Annotated in this window: 21 protein-coding genes; 3 read left to right on the top strand and 18 right to left on the bottom strand. The window is 27.4% G+C overall.

Going from position 1 to position 18,958, the window contains the following annotated elements; all coding sequences use genetic code 11:
- Positions 1–6 precede the first annotated feature (6 nt).
- Positions 7–237 (top strand): hypothetical protein, encoded by a 231-nt coding sequence (locus tag TY07_RS04630; protein WP_042396058.1) that lies wholly within the window; start codon positions 7–9, stop codon positions 235–237.
- Positions 238–312: 75 nt separating this feature from the next.
- Here TY07_RS04630 and TY07_RS04635 read toward each other — a convergent pair whose 3' ends face one another.
- The 6 genes from TY07_RS04635 to glsA form a co-directional block, all read right to left on the bottom strand.
- Entirely contained in the window at positions 313–915 is a 603-nt protein-coding gene (locus TY07_RS04635; protein ID WP_042396061.1) for a flavin reductase family protein, read from the bottom strand.
- 30 nt (positions 916–945) lie between these two features.
- Entirely contained in the window at positions 946–1,080 is a 135-nt protein-coding gene (locus TY07_RS18005) for a hypothetical protein (protein ID WP_396020994.1), read from the bottom strand.
- A gap of 218 nt (positions 1,081–1,298) precedes the next feature.
- Positions 1,299–1,841: a lytic transglycosylase domain-containing protein gene (locus TY07_RS04640; RefSeq protein WP_042396063.1), complete on the bottom strand. Its 543-nt coding sequence runs from the start codon at positions 1,839–1,841 to the stop codon at positions 1,299–1,301.
- Between the two features lie 24 nt (positions 1,842–1,865).
- Positions 1,866–2,462 (bottom strand): dephospho-CoA kinase, encoded by a 597-nt coding sequence (gene coaE, locus TY07_RS04645; protein WP_042396066.1) that lies wholly within the window; start codon positions 2,460–2,462, stop codon positions 1,866–1,868.
- Positions 2,463–2,471: 9 nt separating this feature from the next.
- The gene (polA, locus tag TY07_RS04650) at positions 2,472–5,084 is read right to left on the bottom strand and encodes a DNA polymerase I (RefSeq protein WP_042396068.1); all 2,613 of its coding nucleotides are present in this window, start codon (positions 5,082–5,084) and stop codon (positions 2,472–2,474) included.
- A gap of 64 nt (positions 5,085–5,148) precedes the next feature.
- Positions 5,149–6,069, bottom strand: a complete 921-nt coding sequence (gene glsA, locus TY07_RS04655) for a glutaminase A (protein WP_042396069.1) — start codon at positions 6,067–6,069, stop codon at positions 5,149–5,151.
- A gap of 506 nt (positions 6,070–6,575) precedes the next feature.
- Between glsA and TY07_RS04660 the strand changes: the two genes are divergently transcribed.
- On the top strand, positions 6,576–7,805 hold the full coding sequence (locus TY07_RS04660; protein WP_042396071.1) for an aminopeptidase: 1,230 nt from the start codon (positions 6,576–6,578) through the stop codon (positions 7,803–7,805).
- Positions 7,806–7,918: 113 nt separating this feature from the next.
- On the opposite strand, the gene TY07_RS17565 is transcribed toward TY07_RS04660, so the two are convergent.
- From TY07_RS17565 to TY07_RS04680, 5 genes are all read right to left on the bottom strand, one after another.
- Positions 7,919–8,095, bottom strand: a complete 177-nt coding sequence (locus TY07_RS17565) for a small, acid-soluble spore protein, alpha/beta type (protein ID WP_070098824.1) — start codon at positions 8,093–8,095, stop codon at positions 7,919–7,921.
- Between the two features lie 137 nt (positions 8,096–8,232).
- Positions 8,233–9,429, bottom strand: a complete 1,197-nt coding sequence (locus TY07_RS04665) for an NADP-dependent isocitrate dehydrogenase (RefSeq protein ID WP_042396073.1) — start codon at positions 9,427–9,429, stop codon at positions 8,233–8,235.
- Between the two features lie 227 nt (positions 9,430–9,656).
- Positions 9,657–9,932: a hypothetical protein gene (locus TY07_RS04670; RefSeq protein ID WP_042396075.1), complete on the bottom strand. Its 276-nt coding sequence runs from the start codon at positions 9,930–9,932 to the stop codon at positions 9,657–9,659.
- 165 nt (positions 9,933–10,097) lie between these two features.
- Positions 10,098–11,534 carry an amino acid permease gene (locus TY07_RS04675; protein WP_042396078.1) on the bottom strand — a complete coding sequence of 479 codons (1,437 nt, stop codon included), beginning with the start codon at positions 11,532–11,534 and terminating at the stop codon, positions 10,098–10,100.
- Positions 11,535–11,611: 77 nt separating this feature from the next.
- Complete coding sequence (locus TY07_RS04680) at positions 11,612–12,631, bottom strand: pyruvate kinase (RefSeq protein ID WP_042396079.1); 1,020 nt, start codon at positions 12,629–12,631, stop codon at positions 11,612–11,614.
- Between the two features lie 166 nt (positions 12,632–12,797).
- Here TY07_RS04680 and TY07_RS04685 point away from each other — a divergent pair, with 166 nt between their 5' ends.
- Positions 12,798–13,292, top strand: a complete 495-nt coding sequence (locus TY07_RS04685; protein ID WP_042396082.1) for a DUF4883 family protein — start codon at positions 12,798–12,800, stop codon at positions 13,290–13,292.
- A 78-nt stretch (positions 13,293–13,370) separates the two neighbouring features.
- On the opposite strand, the gene folK is transcribed toward TY07_RS04685, so the two are convergent.
- The 7 genes from folK to TY07_RS04720 all read right to left on the bottom strand — a co-directional run bounded on the left by folK (position 13,371) and on the right by TY07_RS04720 (position 18,850).
- Complete coding sequence (gene folK / locus TY07_RS04690) at positions 13,371–14,177, bottom strand: 2-amino-4-hydroxy-6-hydroxymethyldihydropteridine diphosphokinase (RefSeq protein WP_042396085.1); 807 nt, start codon at positions 14,175–14,177, stop codon at positions 13,371–13,373.
- 8 nt (positions 14,178–14,185) lie between these two features.
- Complete coding sequence (folP, locus tag TY07_RS04695; RefSeq protein WP_042396088.1) at positions 14,186–14,995, bottom strand: dihydropteroate synthase; 810 nt, start codon at positions 14,993–14,995, stop codon at positions 14,186–14,188.
- A 16-nt stretch (positions 14,996–15,011) separates the two neighbouring features.
- Complete coding sequence (locus TY07_RS04700; RefSeq protein ID WP_042396092.1) at positions 15,012–15,485, bottom strand: HD domain-containing protein; 474 nt, start codon at positions 15,483–15,485, stop codon at positions 15,012–15,014.
- A gap of 91 nt (positions 15,486–15,576) precedes the next feature.
- Entirely contained in the window at positions 15,577–16,128 is a 552-nt protein-coding gene (gene folE, locus TY07_RS04705; RefSeq protein ID WP_042396095.1) for a GTP cyclohydrolase I FolE, read from the bottom strand.
- On the bottom strand, positions 16,125–16,877 hold the full coding sequence (locus tag TY07_RS04710; RefSeq protein ID WP_042396098.1) for an aminotransferase class IV: 753 nt from the start codon (positions 16,875–16,877) through the stop codon (positions 16,125–16,127). The genes folE and TY07_RS04710 overlap by 4 nt, the downstream gene beginning before the upstream one ends.
- 13 nt (positions 16,878–16,890) lie before the next feature.
- A complete protein-coding gene (pabB, locus tag TY07_RS04715; protein WP_042396101.1) occupies positions 16,891–18,231 on the bottom strand; it encodes an aminodeoxychorismate synthase component I in 1,341 nt (446 codons plus the stop codon).
- Between the two features lie 10 nt (positions 18,232–18,241).
- Complete coding sequence (locus tag TY07_RS04720) at positions 18,242–18,850, bottom strand: anthranilate synthase component II (protein WP_042396105.1); 609 nt, start codon at positions 18,848–18,850, stop codon at positions 18,242–18,244.
- Positions 18,851–18,958: the final 108 nt, after the last annotated feature.

Below are 18,958 nucleotides of genomic sequence, written 5' to 3' on the forward strand. Positions count from 1 at the left end.
ATAGCTATGGTTATTAATAAAAAGCTAAAATCATTATCTGAAGAAAAACAAGATATAAAGTCTAAAATAATCACCTTATCAAATTCTAATAAAGAATTTTCACAAAAAGATTACAATGATGCTATAGAGCTTCTTTTAGTTTCTGACCACGAAACCAAGAGACAAATTCTTTCAGATATTATAGAAAAAATTAAATGGAATGGGCATAATAATTATCTAAAAACTACTATTAAATAAATTAATTTTACCCAATAAAAAAGATATAGGATAAAGTAATAACTCTACTGATAACCCTATATCTTTAATTTTTAATTACTTTTTAACTCTTCTTTTTCTTTTTTTATTATCTGCCTTCTTACGTATCGAATACCCAAATGATCCAAGTGGCTTTGAATCAAGTCCAAAATATTCTCCATGTGAATATGCAATTAAATTAGCCCTTTCAAAATGTATTTTCCCTTTCTCATCTAATAAATTCTCATTAACCTTCACATTCATTACATCCAATAAAAACATATCATGAGTTCCTAGAGGAGTTATAGATTTTAATTTACACTCTAATGCAACTGGAGAAATTTCTAAAGATGGTGTATTTATAGCAACACCAGAATTTAGTTTTAATCCTAATTTAGATATCTTATCCTCTCTTTTACCACTTACAACCCCACAGTAATCAGTTATATTAACCATGTCTCTAGTTGTAAGATTAATCACACACTCTTCACTTTCTTTTATGTACTCATATGATAATCTTTCTGGTCTTATTCCTACAGCTATTACAGGCGGTTTGGTACAAACAGTACTTACCCATCCTATAGTGAATACATTAGTTTTACCCTCTTTATTAATGCTTGTTAATAATACTACAGGTGTAGGATTTAACATAACACTGCCTTTAAAATTAATTTTATTCATATACTACATCCTTTCCTAAAAATACTGTATTTATATACGGTGTGAAGTTCCTGTCCATGCTACAGTAAAAACATTTTCTTTACCCTCTTTATTTTTAGATGTTATTAAAACAACTGGTACTGGGTTTAAAATAACACTACCTTTAAACTCTACCTTTTCTTTCATATCATTTCACACCTTTTTTAAAAATTATCTAAACGATTATAACATAGTTTGGATAAATTGCGAAGAAATTTATATTTAGTTAAGAGTTAAGGAAGAAACCCCCAGTGGAATTTCTTAAATAATATATTTTAAAATTCAGCTTAACTGAATTTATTCCTTCACTATTAACTATTAACTCCTAACTATTAACTAAAAAAAAGAAGCCTTACGGCTTCCTTTTATTCATATAAAAATTTATATACGTTATATCTCGTACTTACTTTATCAACATATTTTTTAGTTTCCTTAAAAGGAATATATGTTAAATTTTCACCATCACTAGAGTATTCGGGATCATTAAGCCATTTAGTTACATTACCACTTCCACCGTTATATGCAGCTAATGCTAAGCTTAAATCATCAAATTCTGACAGAAGATTATTTAAATACCAACATCCAAACTCAATATTTATTTCTGGGTCAAATAACATTTTAGTTTCAAAATTCTCAACTTCAAGTTTATCTGCAATCCACTCTCCTGTAGAATCCATTATTTGCATTAATCCCTTTGCTCCTTTGCTAGATTCCGCATTTTCATTAAAGTTACTTTCAGTTTTAATTACAGCTAATACTAAATATGGATCTAATTCATATTTGGCACTATACTCATTTATTATGTTGCTGTATTTATAGGGATAAATATATTCTTTTATAATATACCTTCCTCCAGCTAAAAGTACAAAAAAAACAATTAACCAAATAATAATTTTTTTAAATTTCATTCCCTCTCCCTACTTTGAAATAGATTAAATAGACCTTAAAAATTCAATTAGCAAATCAACTTGCTCTTTCGTTTTTGCTAATGTATCATTATTTTCTATAACTATATTAGCAAAATCCTTTTTTATATCTAAAGGCATTTGAGAGTTAATTCTATTAATTGCATCTTCTCTCATCAATGAATCCCTTGATCTTACTCTTTGAATTTGTGTATTATTATCTACCCAAACTAAGATAACATAATCCATTTCTTTATGCAAATCATTCTCTATTAAAGTTGGTGCATCCAAGATTACAATACTTGTTTTTTTCTTTTCTAATTCTTCAAGTTTATCATTAATTTCATTCTTTATATATGGAAGGATTATTTCCTCATATTTCTTTCTTTGTTTTGGAAATCTAAAAATATGATTACCGAATTCTTTTCTACGAAATTCTCCTCTCCAATCAAAGAATCCTGCACCAAACTCAACTTTAACCTTTTCTAAAATCTCAGGGTATTTTACTAGTACTTCCTTAGCAATTATATCTGCATCAACTATTTCAAAACCTGCTTCCTTTAGCATGAATGAAACCGTACTTTTACCAGACCCTATTCCTCCAGTCAATCCTATCTTTATCATTTTTACCCCCTATTTTGCATCATACCATGTATTTCCTATATTTGTGTCTACCTCTAATGTTACTGACATCTTTAGTACATTTTCCATTTCTTCTTTTACTAATGCCTTAACAATTTCTAACTCATTTTCTTTGACATTTAAAATAAGTTCATCGTGTACTTGAAGAATCATTTGACTTTCTAAGTTTTCCTTTTTTATTCTATTATAAACTTTAACCATAGCAAGTTTAATAATATCTGCAGCACTTCCTTGAATTGGAGCATTCATCGCTAATCTTTCACCAAGAGCTTTTACTATTTTATTTGATGATTTTATTTCTGGAATAAATCTTCTCCTATTTAATACTGTTAAAACATAACCTTTTTCCTTAGCTTCTTCCTTAACACTTTCTAAATATCCTTTTATTTTTGGATACCTATCAAAGTAAATTTCCATATATTCAGCAGCTTCTTTTCTAGTTATTTTTAAATCTTGAGAAAGACTAAAATCACTTATTCCATAAACTATACCAAAATTAACAGCTTTAGCTCTACTTCTCATAAGAGGTGTAACCTCTTCTACTGGTACTTTAAATACCTCAGAGGCTGTTTTAGTATGAATATCACTATGATGATTGAATGCATCTATCATATTTTTATCATCTGACATATGAGCAAGAACTCTAAGTTCAATTTGAGAATAGTCACAAGATAATAACACATCAGTTGATTCTTGTGGTATAAATACTTTTCTTATTTCTCTTCCCATTTCATACTTAACAGGTATATTTTGAAGATTCGGCTCTGTACTTGATAATCTTCCTGTTGTTGTAACAGTTTGATTAAAGCTTGAATGAATAGCTCCATCTTCATCTATAACATTCTTTAGACCTTCAACATAAGTAGAATTTAGTTTAGTTATTTGTCTATAGTAAATAATCTTTTCTACCACCGGATGCTTATCCATTAATTTTTCTAATACTTCTGCATTAGTTGAATATCCAGTTTTAGTCTTTTTAATTACTGGTAAGTCTAATTTTTCAAAAAGAATCTTACCTAATTGCTTTGGTGAACTTATATTAAATTCTTCTTCACAAAGCTCATATATTTCTTTTTCCGTTCTAGATATTTCTTCTTTAAACTTAACTGCAAGTTCATCAAGCTTTTCTCTATTTACATTAAATCCTATAGCTTCCATGCTTGATAAAATTGATATTAAAGGATGTTCCACTTCATAATAAAGCTCATCCATTCCTTCTTTATCTATCCTGTCCTTTAAATATTCGTAAAGCTCTTTCATACTCGCCATAGCATTACAAATTAATTCATCGCCTTCACCTTTTACTTCCTTCATTAAATATTCATTTATTAATACTTCTAAAGGATAGTTTGATTTAGCTGAATCTATAAGATAAGCTGCAACTACTGTATCAAATATGAATTTCTTTACTTCAATATTGTGCTTTGTTAATATTGTAACTAAATTTTTACCATCTTGAATTACTTTTTCTATTTTTTCATCTTCCATAAAAGCTTTAAGTAGATTAATTGCTTCATTAGAATTTTCCATATTTATCAATTTAAAATCTATTAAACTAACTTTATCACCATAGTTTATATATAGTTTATCTAATTCTATTTTAGAATAAAGATTTGCATTACAAGTACTATAAGAAATAAAAGCTATTCCCTCTTTTACTGATAATACTTCTTTAAATCCTTCTATTGTAGTTACTTCATTTATTTCTATTTTGGCTACTTCTTCTTCACCTTCTAAATCATCACCTGGAAGCTTTGCTAATAAAGACTTCATTCCAAGCTTAAAGAATAATTTCTTAAGCTCTTCTTTATTGTAATTTTCTTGACTTTTAATATCTTCTAAATCAAATTCTATTGGAACTTCTGTCATAATAGTAGCTAGCTTTTTACTAAAAATCGCTTGCTCACTATAAGTTTCTAAATTTTCTTTAAGCTTTTTACCACTAATTTCATCTATGTGTGAAAGTACTCCTTCCATTGAACCATAAGTAGAAATAAGCTTAAATGCTGTCTTTTCTCCTACCCCTGGTACACCTGGAATATTATCTGACTTATCCCCCATAAGGCCTTTTACATCAATATATTGAGTTGGTGTAACCCCAAACTCCTCAATAAATGCCTCTTTATTATAAACAGCAGTCTCTGTTACTCCCTTTTTTGTAATAACAACTTTAATATTATCACTTGCAAGTTGAAGAGCATCTCTGTCTCCTGTAACTATAAATACTTCAATTCCATTCTTTTCTGCAAATTGAGCTAAAGTACCAATTATATCATCTGCTTCAAAACCATCTATCTCATATATATTAACTGCTAATAAATTAAGCACTTCTTTTACAAGAGGGAATTGTTCTCCTAATTCTGGAGGCATTTTTTTTCTACCAGCTTTATAATCTTCATATTCTTTATGTCTAAATGTTGGTGCCTTTCTATCAAAAGCCGCAACTATGTAATCAGGTTTAATTTCTTCCTTCATTTTAAATAACATATTTGTAAAGCCGTACACAGCATTTGTATGAATTCCTTCACTATTTGTTAATGGTGGTATTGCGTAAAATGCTCTATTTAATAAACTGTTTGAATCTAAAATCAGTAATCTTTCCATTCTTTCCTCCAGTATTTTACTTTTATATTTTTAACTATTATTTAGTAATTATAACATATTTGTATTAAAATATACTAAGTTCTAATTCTTCAGATAAATCTTTTAATATATGTATTCCACCAATACTGTTTCCTTTAGAATCTAATGCAGGTCCATATATACCTACTCCAAATCTTCTAGGAACTGTAGCTATTATTCCTCCACCAACTCCTGATTTTGCTGGAACACCAACATGAACTGCAAATTCTCCTGAAGCATCATACATTCCACAAGTAACCATAATAGTCTTCACTATTCTACATATCTCTCTTGAAATTAAAACTTCATCATTCCAAGGTGCAATACCATCATTTGCAATTACAGCTGAAAATCTTGCTAAATCCTTTGCAGTAGCTTCTATTGAACATTGCTTAAAATAAAGATCTAATATATCTTCAACATTTCCTTCTAAAATATTAGAGCTTTTCATAAAGTAAGCCAATGATCTATTTCTATCTCCAGTAGCTTTTTCACTTTCATAAATTTCATTGTTTATTGAGATATTGGGATTATTTGTAGCTCTTCTTAAGAAATTTAATATTCTTTGAATTTTATGTTCTTCATTTTCTCCAAATATAAGTGAAGTTGTTACTATTGCTCCTGCATTAATCATAGGATTATATGGTCTATCTTGATTTCTAATCTCAAGATTTACTATACTATTAAATCCCATTCCTGTTGGCTCAACGTTTACTTTTTTAAATACATTTTCTCTTCCATTATCATTAAGTGCAATGATTAAACTAACAACCTTTGAAATACTTTGTATTGTAAATTTAATATCACTTTCTCCAGCCCAATATTCCTCATTATTTTTTATATCATATACACATAGTCCTAAATGGTCGCTATTTGCTTTTAAAAGAGCTGGTATATATGATGCAAGTTTACCATCTTGTGTATATTTTTTATTTTTTTCTACTAAGTTAACTAATAAATTTTTCATTTGTTTTATCCTTTTCTTTAAATAAAAATTTTTTAATAATAAATTTAGCTGTTACTTAACATTTAAAATTATATATTAATAATTGTACAGCATAAACTTCGTTAAATACAAAATTGCCAATATAATTTTATTTTTGCAGTAATAATTATAGTAATATTATTAACTTCTTACAAGTTATTATATAATTAAATCTATAAAAATGAAGTAGCAGAGATTTACTCTGCTACTTCACTTACTACTATATTACTTTTTTTGTTATATAAATAACTCTTGATAATACTACAAATAATAAATAATAGTTTCTTTATTTTAATGTTAAAGATGCTTTTATATTATATTTAAAAACTTACCAAAAAAACAGTTTTATTACAAAACTACATACAGATATATATTTTCATATAATTTATAACATATATGCTTTTTTAAACATAAAATTCCTATACTTTCTGTTATAATGTTATAATATATTTATAAATTATAATTTCACATTTTAAGGAGAACTATATATGAATAATGATTTATTAAAAAAATATGCTTCCCTAGCTGTAAATACGGGAGTAAATATTCAAAAAGATAATATATTAGTTATTTCATCACCAATTGAAACCGCAGAATTTGCAAGACTAATTGCAGAAGAAGCATATAAAGCAGGTGCTAAAGATGTAATAGTACATTATGGTGATCAAAAACTAACTAAAATAAAACTAGAAAATAGCTCTTTAGAAACTATCGCTGATTACCCTGATTGGATGGCTGAAGGATATAATTATTATGCTAGACAAGGAGCTTGCTTTATTTCAATCGCTGCAAGTGATCCTGATGGATTAAAAGGTATTCCTGTTGAAAAAATAGGTACTTCTCAAAAAGCTAGAACTTCAGCACTAAAAGAATACTATGATAATTCAATGTCTAATAAATGTCGTTGGTGTGTACTTTCAGTTCCAACACTTTCATGGGCTAAAAAGGTATTCCCTAACGCAAGTGATGATGAAGCAATGAAATCTTTATGGGATGTTATATTTAAAACAGTAAGAGTTGATACCGAAAATCCGGTGAAGGCCTGGGAAAAACATAATGCTTACTTAGAAGAAAAAATTAAATTTATGAATGACAACAATTTTAAAAGCGTACATTTAAAATCTGCTAATGGAACTGATTTAAATATTGAACTTCCAGAAGGTCATATTTGGGCTGGAGGCTCCGAAGGAGATGTTAATGGAATAGCATTTAATGCAAATATGCCTACTGAAGAAGTATTTACTCTTCCAAAGAAAACAGGAGTTAATGGTGTGGTTTATTCCTCTAAACCTTTAAGCTATGGTGGAAATTTAATAGATAATTTCTCAATTACTTTTAAAGATGGTAAAGTTGTTGATTTTACTGCAGAAACTGGGTATGATGTATTAAAACAAATGCTTGATAGTGATGAAGGAGCTAAATACTTAGGCGAAGTTGCTTTTGTGCCTTATGATTCACCTATTTCTAATTCTAAGTTAATTTTCTTTAATACTTTGTTTGATGAAAATGCAGCTTGTCACTTAGCATTTGGAAGAGCTTATGAATCTTGTATAAAGGATGCAGATAAATATTCTGAAGAAGAACTTGAAAAAATAGGTGTTAATAATTCAGTTATTCATGTTGATTTTATGATTGGAACTAAAGATCTTGAAATAACTGGAGTTAATAAAAACGGTGAAACTATTCAAATTTTTACCAATGGTAACTGGGTTAATTAACTTTATTATTTCACATATAAAAAAGAGTGTTTATAAACACTCTTTTTTACATTATTCATTTATTATGTATATTATTAATCTTTAAAGTTTTTATTATTAAATTTTAGTAGTGACTATTGCCCTATTTTTTGAGCACTATCTGGTCTAGGTTGATCCTTACCTAATTTTCTTGATTCTTTAGAATAACCTACTTCGTTTGCTGTTTCTACTCTCATCTTTTGTAATTCAGCCTTTGTCTTTTGACCAGATTTTTTATTGTCTTTAGAATTTTTATTATTTTTATGAGACATTTATTTATTACCTCCTTTTCTTTCAAGCTTATTTTATGTTTCCTATAATAAATTATGCCTCATATATAACTCCAATATATGGTTTAGACTGTGGGACTAATAAAAATATTTATTGCACCACAGTCTATTTTTTTAATTTATAATCTACTTCTTATTTCCTTAATAAATTCATATGTGTTTACGGTTTTTACTTCTTTTAAATCTGTAAGCATAGCTAAATCCTTAGTCATTACTCCACCCTCTATTGTTTGTAATGAAGCCTTTTCTAGCTTGTCTGCAAAAGAAACAAGTTCTAAATTATTATCTAATTCTCCTCTTTTTCTTAAAGCTCCAGTCCAAGCAAAAATAGTAGCCATTGAATTAGTAGATGTTTCTTCACCCTTTAAGTGTTTATAATAATGTCTTTGAACTGTTCCATGAGCTGCTTCATATTCATAATATCCATCTGGAGATACTAAAACTGATGTCATCATTGCAAGTGATCCAAAAGCAGTTGCTACCATATCACTCATAACATCTCCATCATAATTTTTACATGCCCAAATAAATCCACCATTAGATTTAATAACTCTTGCAACAGCATCATCTATTAACGTATAAAAATACTCTATATTAGCTTCTTCAAACTTATTTTTATATTCAGCTTCAAAAATTTCATTAAATATATCCTTAAATGTATGATCATATTTTTTTGAAATAGTATCTTTTGATGCAAACCATAAATCTTGTTTAGTATCTAATGCAAAATTAAAACAACTTCTAGCGAAACTTTCAATAGATTTATTAGTATTATGCATTCCCATTATTACTCCTGGACCTTCAAAGTTATGAATAGTTTCTCTAACCTCTTTTCCGTCTTCACCAGTAAAAACAAGTTCTGCCTTTCCTTTTTCCTCTATTTTCATTTCAATATTTTTATAAATATCTCCATACGCATGTCTTGCTATTGTAATTGGTCTTTCCCAATTTTTTACGTGTGGTTTAATTGAGCTAACTGTAATTGGTGCTCTAAATACTGTTCCATCTAAAATAGCTCTAATTGTTCCATTAGGGCTTTTCCACATTTCTTTTAGATTGTACTCTTTGATTCTATCTGCATTTGGAGTTATCGTTGCACATTTAACTCCTACCCCATATTTTTTTATAGCTTCTGCAGCTTCTACTGTTACTTTATCATTAGTTTCATTTCTTTTTTCTATCCCCAAGTCATAATATTCAGTTTTTAAATCTATAAAAGGATTTAATAGTTCCTCCTTTATCATGCCCCAAATAACTCTTGTCATTTCGTCTCCATCCATTTCAACTAATGGAGTCGTCATTTTTATTTTTTTCATAGATATAGCCCCCTTATTTTTTGTATTTTTTTACATTAATAACAATATTATATCATACATTTTTACTTTTTCAACCTCATATGATGGATTATATATATAATCTTGCATTTTTTACAGGTTTTTTAAGTATTACATCAATTATAATAACATTTTTTGAATTATATATATTTATTCTTGCATTTAAATCATACAAAAAAGACTGCTCTTAATCGAGCAGTCTTTTGTTCTTATTTATCTACTTCCTTATAATCAACATCAATTATTTCACCATTGTCACTATCATCAATATTACTTTCTTCATAACTATTTTGATTATTATTGTAATAATTATATGATTCATTTTCTCTTTTTTTATTATTAAAAGCTTTTTTACATTTAAATACTATGTATCCTACTATTCCGATTACAATAATAAAAGGTAAAAGGAATATAAAAAACTTTATTATAGCAATAAAAACAACTATTCCTAATACTGTCCATAATATCGATTTAAAAGTATTCATTAAACTCAACCTCATTTACACAATAATCTTTAAATTTATGTACTCATTATACTATTAAATTTTAAACTTTGCAACATAAGTTATTAAATATTTTTTAAAGCGGTTATTAATACTTTATACATTTTATAAATAATTTATTAATTAATTGTTAAGAAAGGAAATTAGTTAAGCTAATTCTTTTTTATTAGTCTTTTTAGCTATAATAGGTAAAATAAATCCTAAACCAATTAGTACAAAAGGTGTTGCCACATTTAAAATCACTTGGAACCACCATTGTCCACTAAAAGTTTCTACTCCACTTGGGAACATACCCATAATACATGCAAATGCAGTAAATGCAAAGCACCATATTCCAATTGCCATTGCAAACTTATCATTTTTAACAAACTTATAATCAGACTTATATTTGTCAGCAGCTTTTTTAAGCCCAATAAATGCTAAGAATACCCAAAGATATCTCATAGGCATAACTACAGAGTTTAATTGTAATAACCAATCAAATAATGAATTCATATCTCCAATACCTAATGCTGGTACTATTATTAATATTCCAACTAAAATAGCTGTCATAATATAACCATTTATAGGTGCTCCATACTTATTAGTTTTTGTTAATGCCTTTGGAATAAATCTCTTATCGCCATCCGCTAATAAAACTTTAAGTGGAGCATCTATAGAAAATACTAGTGCTGAAATTTGCGCTAATAAATTAGATAATGCATAAATAACAATAAATAATTTTCCTACTCCATAGTATTCCCCTAACATTTGGAATGCATAATATTGGCCATTCATTTTTAAATCTGCTGGAATATTATTTGCATCAAACATCATAGACATTGCTATTGATCCTAGCAATGCAGAAACAGCAACCATTATAGCTAATGCTATCATTCCCTTTGGGAAGTCCTTACTTGGTTTTCTCATATTATTTACATATGGAGATATTTTTTCAGCTCCTCCAACCGCAAATACTAACATTGACAACGTAGTAAAATATGAGAAATTAAAATTAGGCATTAAATTTTTAAAACTAAAATCAACTGTAGCAGGTTGTATTCCTCTTATAGATGGTGCTGCAAGCATTAATGCAACATATAGCAATGACATAATAAATACTGATGTCCCTGCAATTGTTCCTATTAATTTTAAAGAAGTAATACCTCTTGATGCTATCCATAAAAATAATAAGAACACGGCTAAAGTTAATAACTGAGCTACCATAGGGCTCATATCTTTTATAAAGTTACCATCTTGCTTTACTGTCCATCCTAATGCTATTAAAGCAGCTTGTGGTTTTTGAGCTAAATATGGTATATGAACTACCCAATAAGTCCATCCTGCAAAGTAAGCTAGCGTTGTTCCAAAAGTTCCTCTTATCCATGAACTTACTCCACCTTTGCTTTCTTTAAAAACTGATCCTAATTCTCCAACCATTAGTGCATAAGGTACAAAATATAATGCTATTATTAATACCCATGATACGATAACAGTTAATCCTTGATTGGCAAAGTTATTTACAACATTACCAAACCCCCACACTGATACAAAAGCCATCATCGCTAAATTATACCAACGCAGATTTTTCTCTTGTTCACTCATTAAAATTCCTCCTTAGTATATGAATTACATTACTATAATACCCACTTTAAGGCTATTTGTCTATTCATTAACAAACATTATTTTTTATATAAATTCATTAATTCACTTAATAATTTTACAGTTTTTATTGGATACTTGCCAATGGAGGTTTCTCCTGCTAATAAAAAGCCAGTTGCTCCAATATTTATAAATGTATATATGCTTTCTAATTCATTAATAGTAGGCAACGTACCTTTTTTCATATTATCTAAAATATGTGTAGCTATTATTATTTCTTTACTTTTTTTATACTTTTTTAATTTCTTTAATAACTCAAATTCCTCTTCAACTGAAGTTACCATGCCACACTCTGGTATTAAGTCTCCCCTCGCTATAATTACACCATTACAACACTCCATTATCTCCTCATAATTTTCTAATCCAGTGCTTGTTTCAATTTTTGATAATATCTTTATTTCTTCTATATCTCCATTGTTATCTTCTATATATTTCTTTATATCATTTATCTCTTTTTTACTTTCTACAAATGATTGACATATTATTTTTATATTATTATTAATCGCCCATTTCAAGCTTTCCTTATCTTTTTTACTTAATTCACTATACTTATAGTTTATTCCTGGAACATTACAGCCCTTCCCTGCCCTTATCACGCCATCATCTTTTACTCTTACTTTTATGAATCCCTTATTTTTATCTATTACTTCAAAATTTATAGTTCCATCTTTCATTGAAATTTTATTAACTTCATTATCTTCTATGATTTCTGAATTAATATTTAAAGGAATAATCTTGATTTTATCTTTTCCTTCACTAAATAAGTTATAAGCATCATTTCCACAAAAATATACTATTTCATTAGTATATATTTTAAATGTCTCTTTTAATTTTTCATCAATTCTAATTTTTTTCCCTTGTAAATCTGCCATTATTTTTATATTTTCATCTATATTTCGTGCTATTGATAACATTTCTTGAAATTGCTTTTCATAGAAATGAGAAAAATTTAGTCTTAAAGTATCAGCTCCTGAATTTATCAACTCTCCAATAACCTTTTTATTAGATGTGCTTGGTCCTAATGTCGCAATTATTTTCATTAACTTTCCTACCTAATTTATTGCTTACAAATTATACTATTACCAAAATTTACACATTATTACTTTTTTCACATAATATTATTTAAAAGTTTATTTACATATTATTATGTTCTAAAAATATTATTTATAGAATAATTATTTATATAGTTATTTTTAGGAGGATAAAATGAAAAACATTAAATTATTAATTATATTATTACTTGTAACTCTTTTATCTGGCTGTGTTTTTAACGACCCTAAGTACATAAACTTTAAAAGTAAACCTAATCTTTATTACTATTCAAATGAAATATATAAAAAGATTAAAAATAATGAAAGTTATTCACTTAAAGTTTTTGATGTAAACTTTTATGAATATCATGATGTATCAGAGGAAGACTTAGATGTTTTACCTGCATTCTTAGAATCCTTAAATAATGATAACTATGTAAGTGAATTAGATTTGGATGACGCTAAGGTAAAATATAAATTAATAATTCAATTTGATGATAACAGTAATGATAAATATGTAATAAATGTATATGATAAAAATACTGTAACACTTTTCCCATGGGATGGTAATCTTCAAGAAGATATAATAACCATGGATAATGTTCCCGCTCGAGATAATATATACTCTTTTTGCGTATATATTATTAATAAAACAAATTCAAACAACTAAAAGTTCATAATAATTCTCATTAAATAAAGCTACCGAAAATAAATCTATTATGGAAATATTTTCGGTAGCAATTTCTTTTTAACTCTCTAAAAGTTCAAATATTCTTTTGTTTTTTAATGGATGTAATGCATATGGAGCAATTTCATTTAACGGAGTTAAAACAAAATCTCTTAAATGCATTAATGGATGAGGTATAATAACAAATTCGTCATTGCTTACAATATCATCAAATAATATAATATCTAAATCTATTACCCTTGGCCCCCATTTAATTTCTCTTACTCTACCAAGTTCACTTTCAATCCTTAAAAGCTCAGTCATAAGCTCCTTAGGCGTTAAATAAGTTTCTATCTTTAATGCTCCATTTAAAAATTCATCTTGATTTTCATTTCCCCAAGGCTCAGTTGTAATAAAAGATGAAACCTTTGATACTTTAACTCCATTAATCTCTTCAAGCTTTTTAACTGCATTATTTAAATTTTCTTCTTTATTTCCCATATTGCTTCCCATTGATATATAAGCAATATGTCTTTCTCTATTTATTTCAACTGCAGCATAATCTAAATGTCTTCCTATAGGTGCCCACGGCTTTTTTAACAGAACTTTAACTCCATTTACCATTGAATAATTATCTAATATAAAGTTAGCAACTTTATTTACTACACTTTCAATTAAGTCCAAACTTTCCTCTTGGAAAACTTGAATAACTTGATGACATAGCTCTCCATAATGAACTGATTTAGTTAAATCACATGTAGTTGCTGCATCTTTAATATCTAATGATAACTCTAAAGATAAAATGAACTTTTGTCCAAGTGTCTTTTCCTCTTGAAAAACTCCATGATTTGCAAAAATCTCTATATCCTTTAAATATATTTTATCCATATTAATACCTACTTTGCTTTTATTATTTTATCAGTCATAACTGCTACTCTCTTATTTTCCAACACATCATGAACTCTTATGAAATCCATTCCTTTCATTATTCCAATAACCGTAGTAGCTAGTGTACCTTCTACTCTTTCATTTACAGGTAAATTTAAAGTTAATCCTATCATTGACTTTCTTGATGTACCTAATAGAACTGGATATCCCAATTCTTTTACAATATCACAATTATTCATTACTATTAAATTTTCTTCATAAGTTTTAGCAAAGCCTATACCTGGATCCAATATTATATTTTCCTTTTTAACACCTGCATTTAATGCAATATCAATACTTTCTTGTAAGTCTTTCTTTACATCTTCCATTAAATTTTCATAAGGCTTATTTTCTCTATTGTGCATTAATATTATAGGAGTATCATACTTTGCTGCAATACTTGCAATATTTTTATCATATTTAGCTCCCCAAATATCATTAATTATATCTGCTCCAGCCTTAATTGCTGCTTCTGCTGTTTTACTTTTATATGTATCAATTGAAATAGTAATATCTAATTCCTTCTTTATAGCTTCAATTATAGGAACTACTCTTTTTATTTCTTCATCTTCTGAAACATATTCTGCACCCGGTCTTGTTGATTCTCCACCAACATCAATTATATCAGCACCGTCTTCCACCAATTTCTTTGCTTGTATTACTGCTGCTTCTATTTCATTAAACTTTCCACCATCTGAAAATGAATCAGGTGTTACATTTAATATTCCCATAATATATGTTCTATCACCTAATTTATATTCTTTATTTCCTATTCTCAAACACGTATCCTCCTCATTAATATGCTACTTTAAAGTTTTTCTTTTCTTTACTCCAGTAACACTCTTTCTCAGCTTTACAATTAAAACATTGTCTTGATAATTTATCTGCTCTATAAATTATTTCTTCTAGCTTATTATCGCTTTTGCTTCTATGATTTGCTATTCCATTAAGAATAATATTAACTTCTTCTTTATCAAATTTAGTTTCACTTAATATTTCTTTACTCATTTCAACACTTGCTAAATCATGATTTGTTCCATCTTCATATTGCTTTACTCTTCCTATATCATGCAATAATCCTATAGCATAAATAACTTCCTTAGAAATCTCTATATTTTCTTCTAACACCATAATATAAGCAATTCTAGCAACATCTATAAAGTGTTCTATAGTATGATTGCAAAATTCCCTATCTTTTTCATAAAGCTTTAATTTTTCTAAAGATTCTTTATACAGCTTATTATTAAGTATCTTATCTATATTCTCCATTACTATACCTTTCTACCAAGTCAATAATTACTAGTTAAAATTAACTAATCTCCTATTTAGCTATTAACTCTTAACTATTAACTACTAAAGACTATTTTATAAAATTCATAACTTCTCTTCTTAAATCTATATTTTCTCTAAATACACCTCTATATGTAGTAGTTACAGTCTTTGCTCCTGGCTTTTTAACACCTCTCATAGTCATACAAGTATGTTCTGCTTCAATTACAACCATAGCCCCTTCAGCATCTAAATATTCCATTATTGCATCTGCAATTTCAGTAGTAAGCTTTTCTTGTAACTGTGGTTTTTTTGCATAAACTTCAACTGTTCTTGCTAGCTTAGATAATCCTGCAACCTTTCCTTTTGGTATATATGCAATGTGAGCCTTACCGAAGAAAGGTACTAAATGATGTTCGCACATTGAAAAGAATGTTATATCTTTTTCTAATACTAAATCATTATTTTCTACACTAAATGTTTTAGATAATACATCCTTAGCATCTTTACCTATTCCATCAAATATCTCCATATACATACGAGCTATTCTATCAGGTGTTTCAATTAATCCTTCTCTATTAACATCTTCTCCAATTCCTTCTAAAATTAACTTTACACCTTCCATTATCATTTCTTTATTCATCTTTCTGCGCCTCCATTTATTGCTTTTTCATATTGCTCTTTAATTTCTTGTGTTATTTTACAATTAAAATTTCTATTTCCTATCTTTGCACATTTTATAACCCCAACTAATGAATTTGTAAAAAATAGTTCATCACTATTTAATAGCTCTTCCTTTGTTATATTTTTTTCAATAACTTCAAAGTTATCAATTATCCATTTTCTGATTATTCCCGGTAATAATCCATTTCTGATATCAGGAGTATATATTATTTTATCCTTAATCATAAAGATATTGCTTGTACAGCCTTCACATATATAACCTTTTTCATTTATAAAAATAGCTTCATTAAATCCATTTTTTTGACATACTTCATATTCTATAATATTTTCTAAATAATTTAAAGTTTTAAAATTAACTATCCTTGACGTAGAATTTCTTAAAACATTTGTAAAATAAGCTATAAATCCCTTTTCATAATGTTCTTTTTGATATTTTATTTCTCTCTCAGAAAATATCAAATTTTCTTCTGTAACTGTTATTTTTAGTGCTTTATTTTTTATATTTTTTCTTCTTATAAAGTCACTAACATAGTCAATTTCAACTTCTTCACCAATATTAAGTTCGTTAATTGAATTATTTAACCTCTTAATATGTTCTTCTAAAAAAATTGCCTCTTCTTTTACTAGTATTGTTTCAAAGACACCTTTGCCAAAGAATAATCCATTATCAATTCTTATACTTTCATTTCCATATGTTATCTTTCTCATATCAAACTACCTTTTATAACACTCTCATTAATGCTTTTGCTTTGTCTAAAGTTTCATTATACTCATCTTCTTCTATAGAGTCATAAGTAATTCCTCCACCAACACCAAAATAAGCTTTATTTTCTTTTTTTAATATTGATCTAATCACTATATTAAAATCACAATTGCCTCTAAAATCAAAATATCCTATAACACCTGTATAAATATTTCTCTTTAATCCCTCAAGCTCTTCTATTATTTCCATTGCTCTTATTTTAGGTGTACCTGTAATTGATCCCCCAGGAAAACACTCTTTAATACATTTTACTGCAGATACATTCTCCTTTAATTCTCCCTCAACTGTTGATACAAGGTGAAATACAGTTGCATATTCTTCAAGCTTAAAATTTTCTGTTACTTTAACACTATGCGGCTTACATACCTTACTAAAATCATTTCGTTCTAAATCTACAACCATAAGTAATTCAGCCTTATCTTTTTCACTATTTATCAGCTCTAATTTATTTCTTTCATCTTCTTCAAAAGAATTCCCTCTAGGTCTTGTCCCCTTTATAGGTCTTGTATGAGCCTTATTATCCTTTACTTGTATAAATCTCTCTGGGGATGAACTTATTATTTGAAAATCTTTAAAATTTAAAAATGCAGAAAATGGAGCTTTATTTATACTTCTAAGCTTTTTATAAATAGAAAAAGACTCTTCATCATTTTCACACCAAAATCTTTGAGTCATATTTGCTATATATACATCACCAGATTTTATATAATCTTTCAATGTTGAAATAGCGTTTTTATAATCTTCTTTTATAAAATTGGAGTAAAATTTATTCTCACTTTTCTCACTTACTATTTCCTCTTCTATTTTGTTACACTCATGTATTTTTCTTAAGATTTTATGTATTCTTTCATCGTTACCATCTATATCCGTTACATATTTTTTATTATTTTCTAAATCAAATATTATTAAATTCTTATAAAAAACAAATCTAATATCTGGAATAATAAAATCCTCTTCAGATGTATCTGGTAACTTTTCTAACATTCTTCCTGCATCATATGAAATATATCCAATTGCTCCAAATAAAAAAGGAATATCATTATCTATAGTGCATTTATATTTATCAACTAGGCTTTCTAAAACCTCAAATGGTTCGCCTTGAACTACTTTTCCATCAATATATGATTTTGAGTTTATAGCTTCAAAAATCATAAAATCATTTAATCCGATAAATGAATATTTTGATAATTTTTTATCTTCTTTTGAACTATCTAATAATATTGAATTTTTATCTTTTTTAAAAAAATTGTAAACTTCAAAAGCATTTAGTTCACTACTAAACTCCCTTATCCTTAACACATTTGTCCCCCTAACTGCATTCCATTATAGCACTATTTTTCTCTTTGTATTTTTTAGTTATATTTATAAAATTTTGCAGTATCTTATGTCCTTCTTCTGTCATCTCTGCTTCAGGATGAAATTGAACCCCATAAATATCATAATCCTTATGTTTTATTCCCATGATAACTTCATCTTCAGTTTCACTTGTAATTTCTAAACACTCTGGCAAATCTGCTTTATCAACTATTAATGAATGATATCTTGTAACTCTTAATGGATTTTTCACATTTATAAATAAATCATCTTCATTATGATTTATGTAAAACATTTTACCGTGAACAGGCTCTTTTCCCTTTTTAATATTAGCATTAAAATACTCTCCTATACATTGATGTCCTAAGCATATACCTAATATAGGTAACTTACCTTTAAAATTATCTATTATTTCTAAACTTAATCCAGCTTCCTTTGGCGATTTTGGACCAGGTGAAATTACTATCCCATCAATCTTCATATTTTTTATATCTTCAATTTCAATTTTATCATTTCTAAATACTTTTATTTCTTCACCTAATTCTTCAAAATATCTAACTAGGTTATATACAAATGAATCGTAATTATCTATCATTAATAACATACTTTTCTCCTACTATTTTTAATCTAATACTTATTATATATTTTTTTTCATAAATACATAAATTAATAATAGTTGATTTTTCTTAAAATTTAATTTACAACTAATCTA

The organism is Clostridium saudiense (assembly GCF_000577815.1).
Lineage (GTDB): Bacteria > Bacillota > Clostridia > Clostridiales > Clostridiaceae > Clostridium > Clostridium saudiense.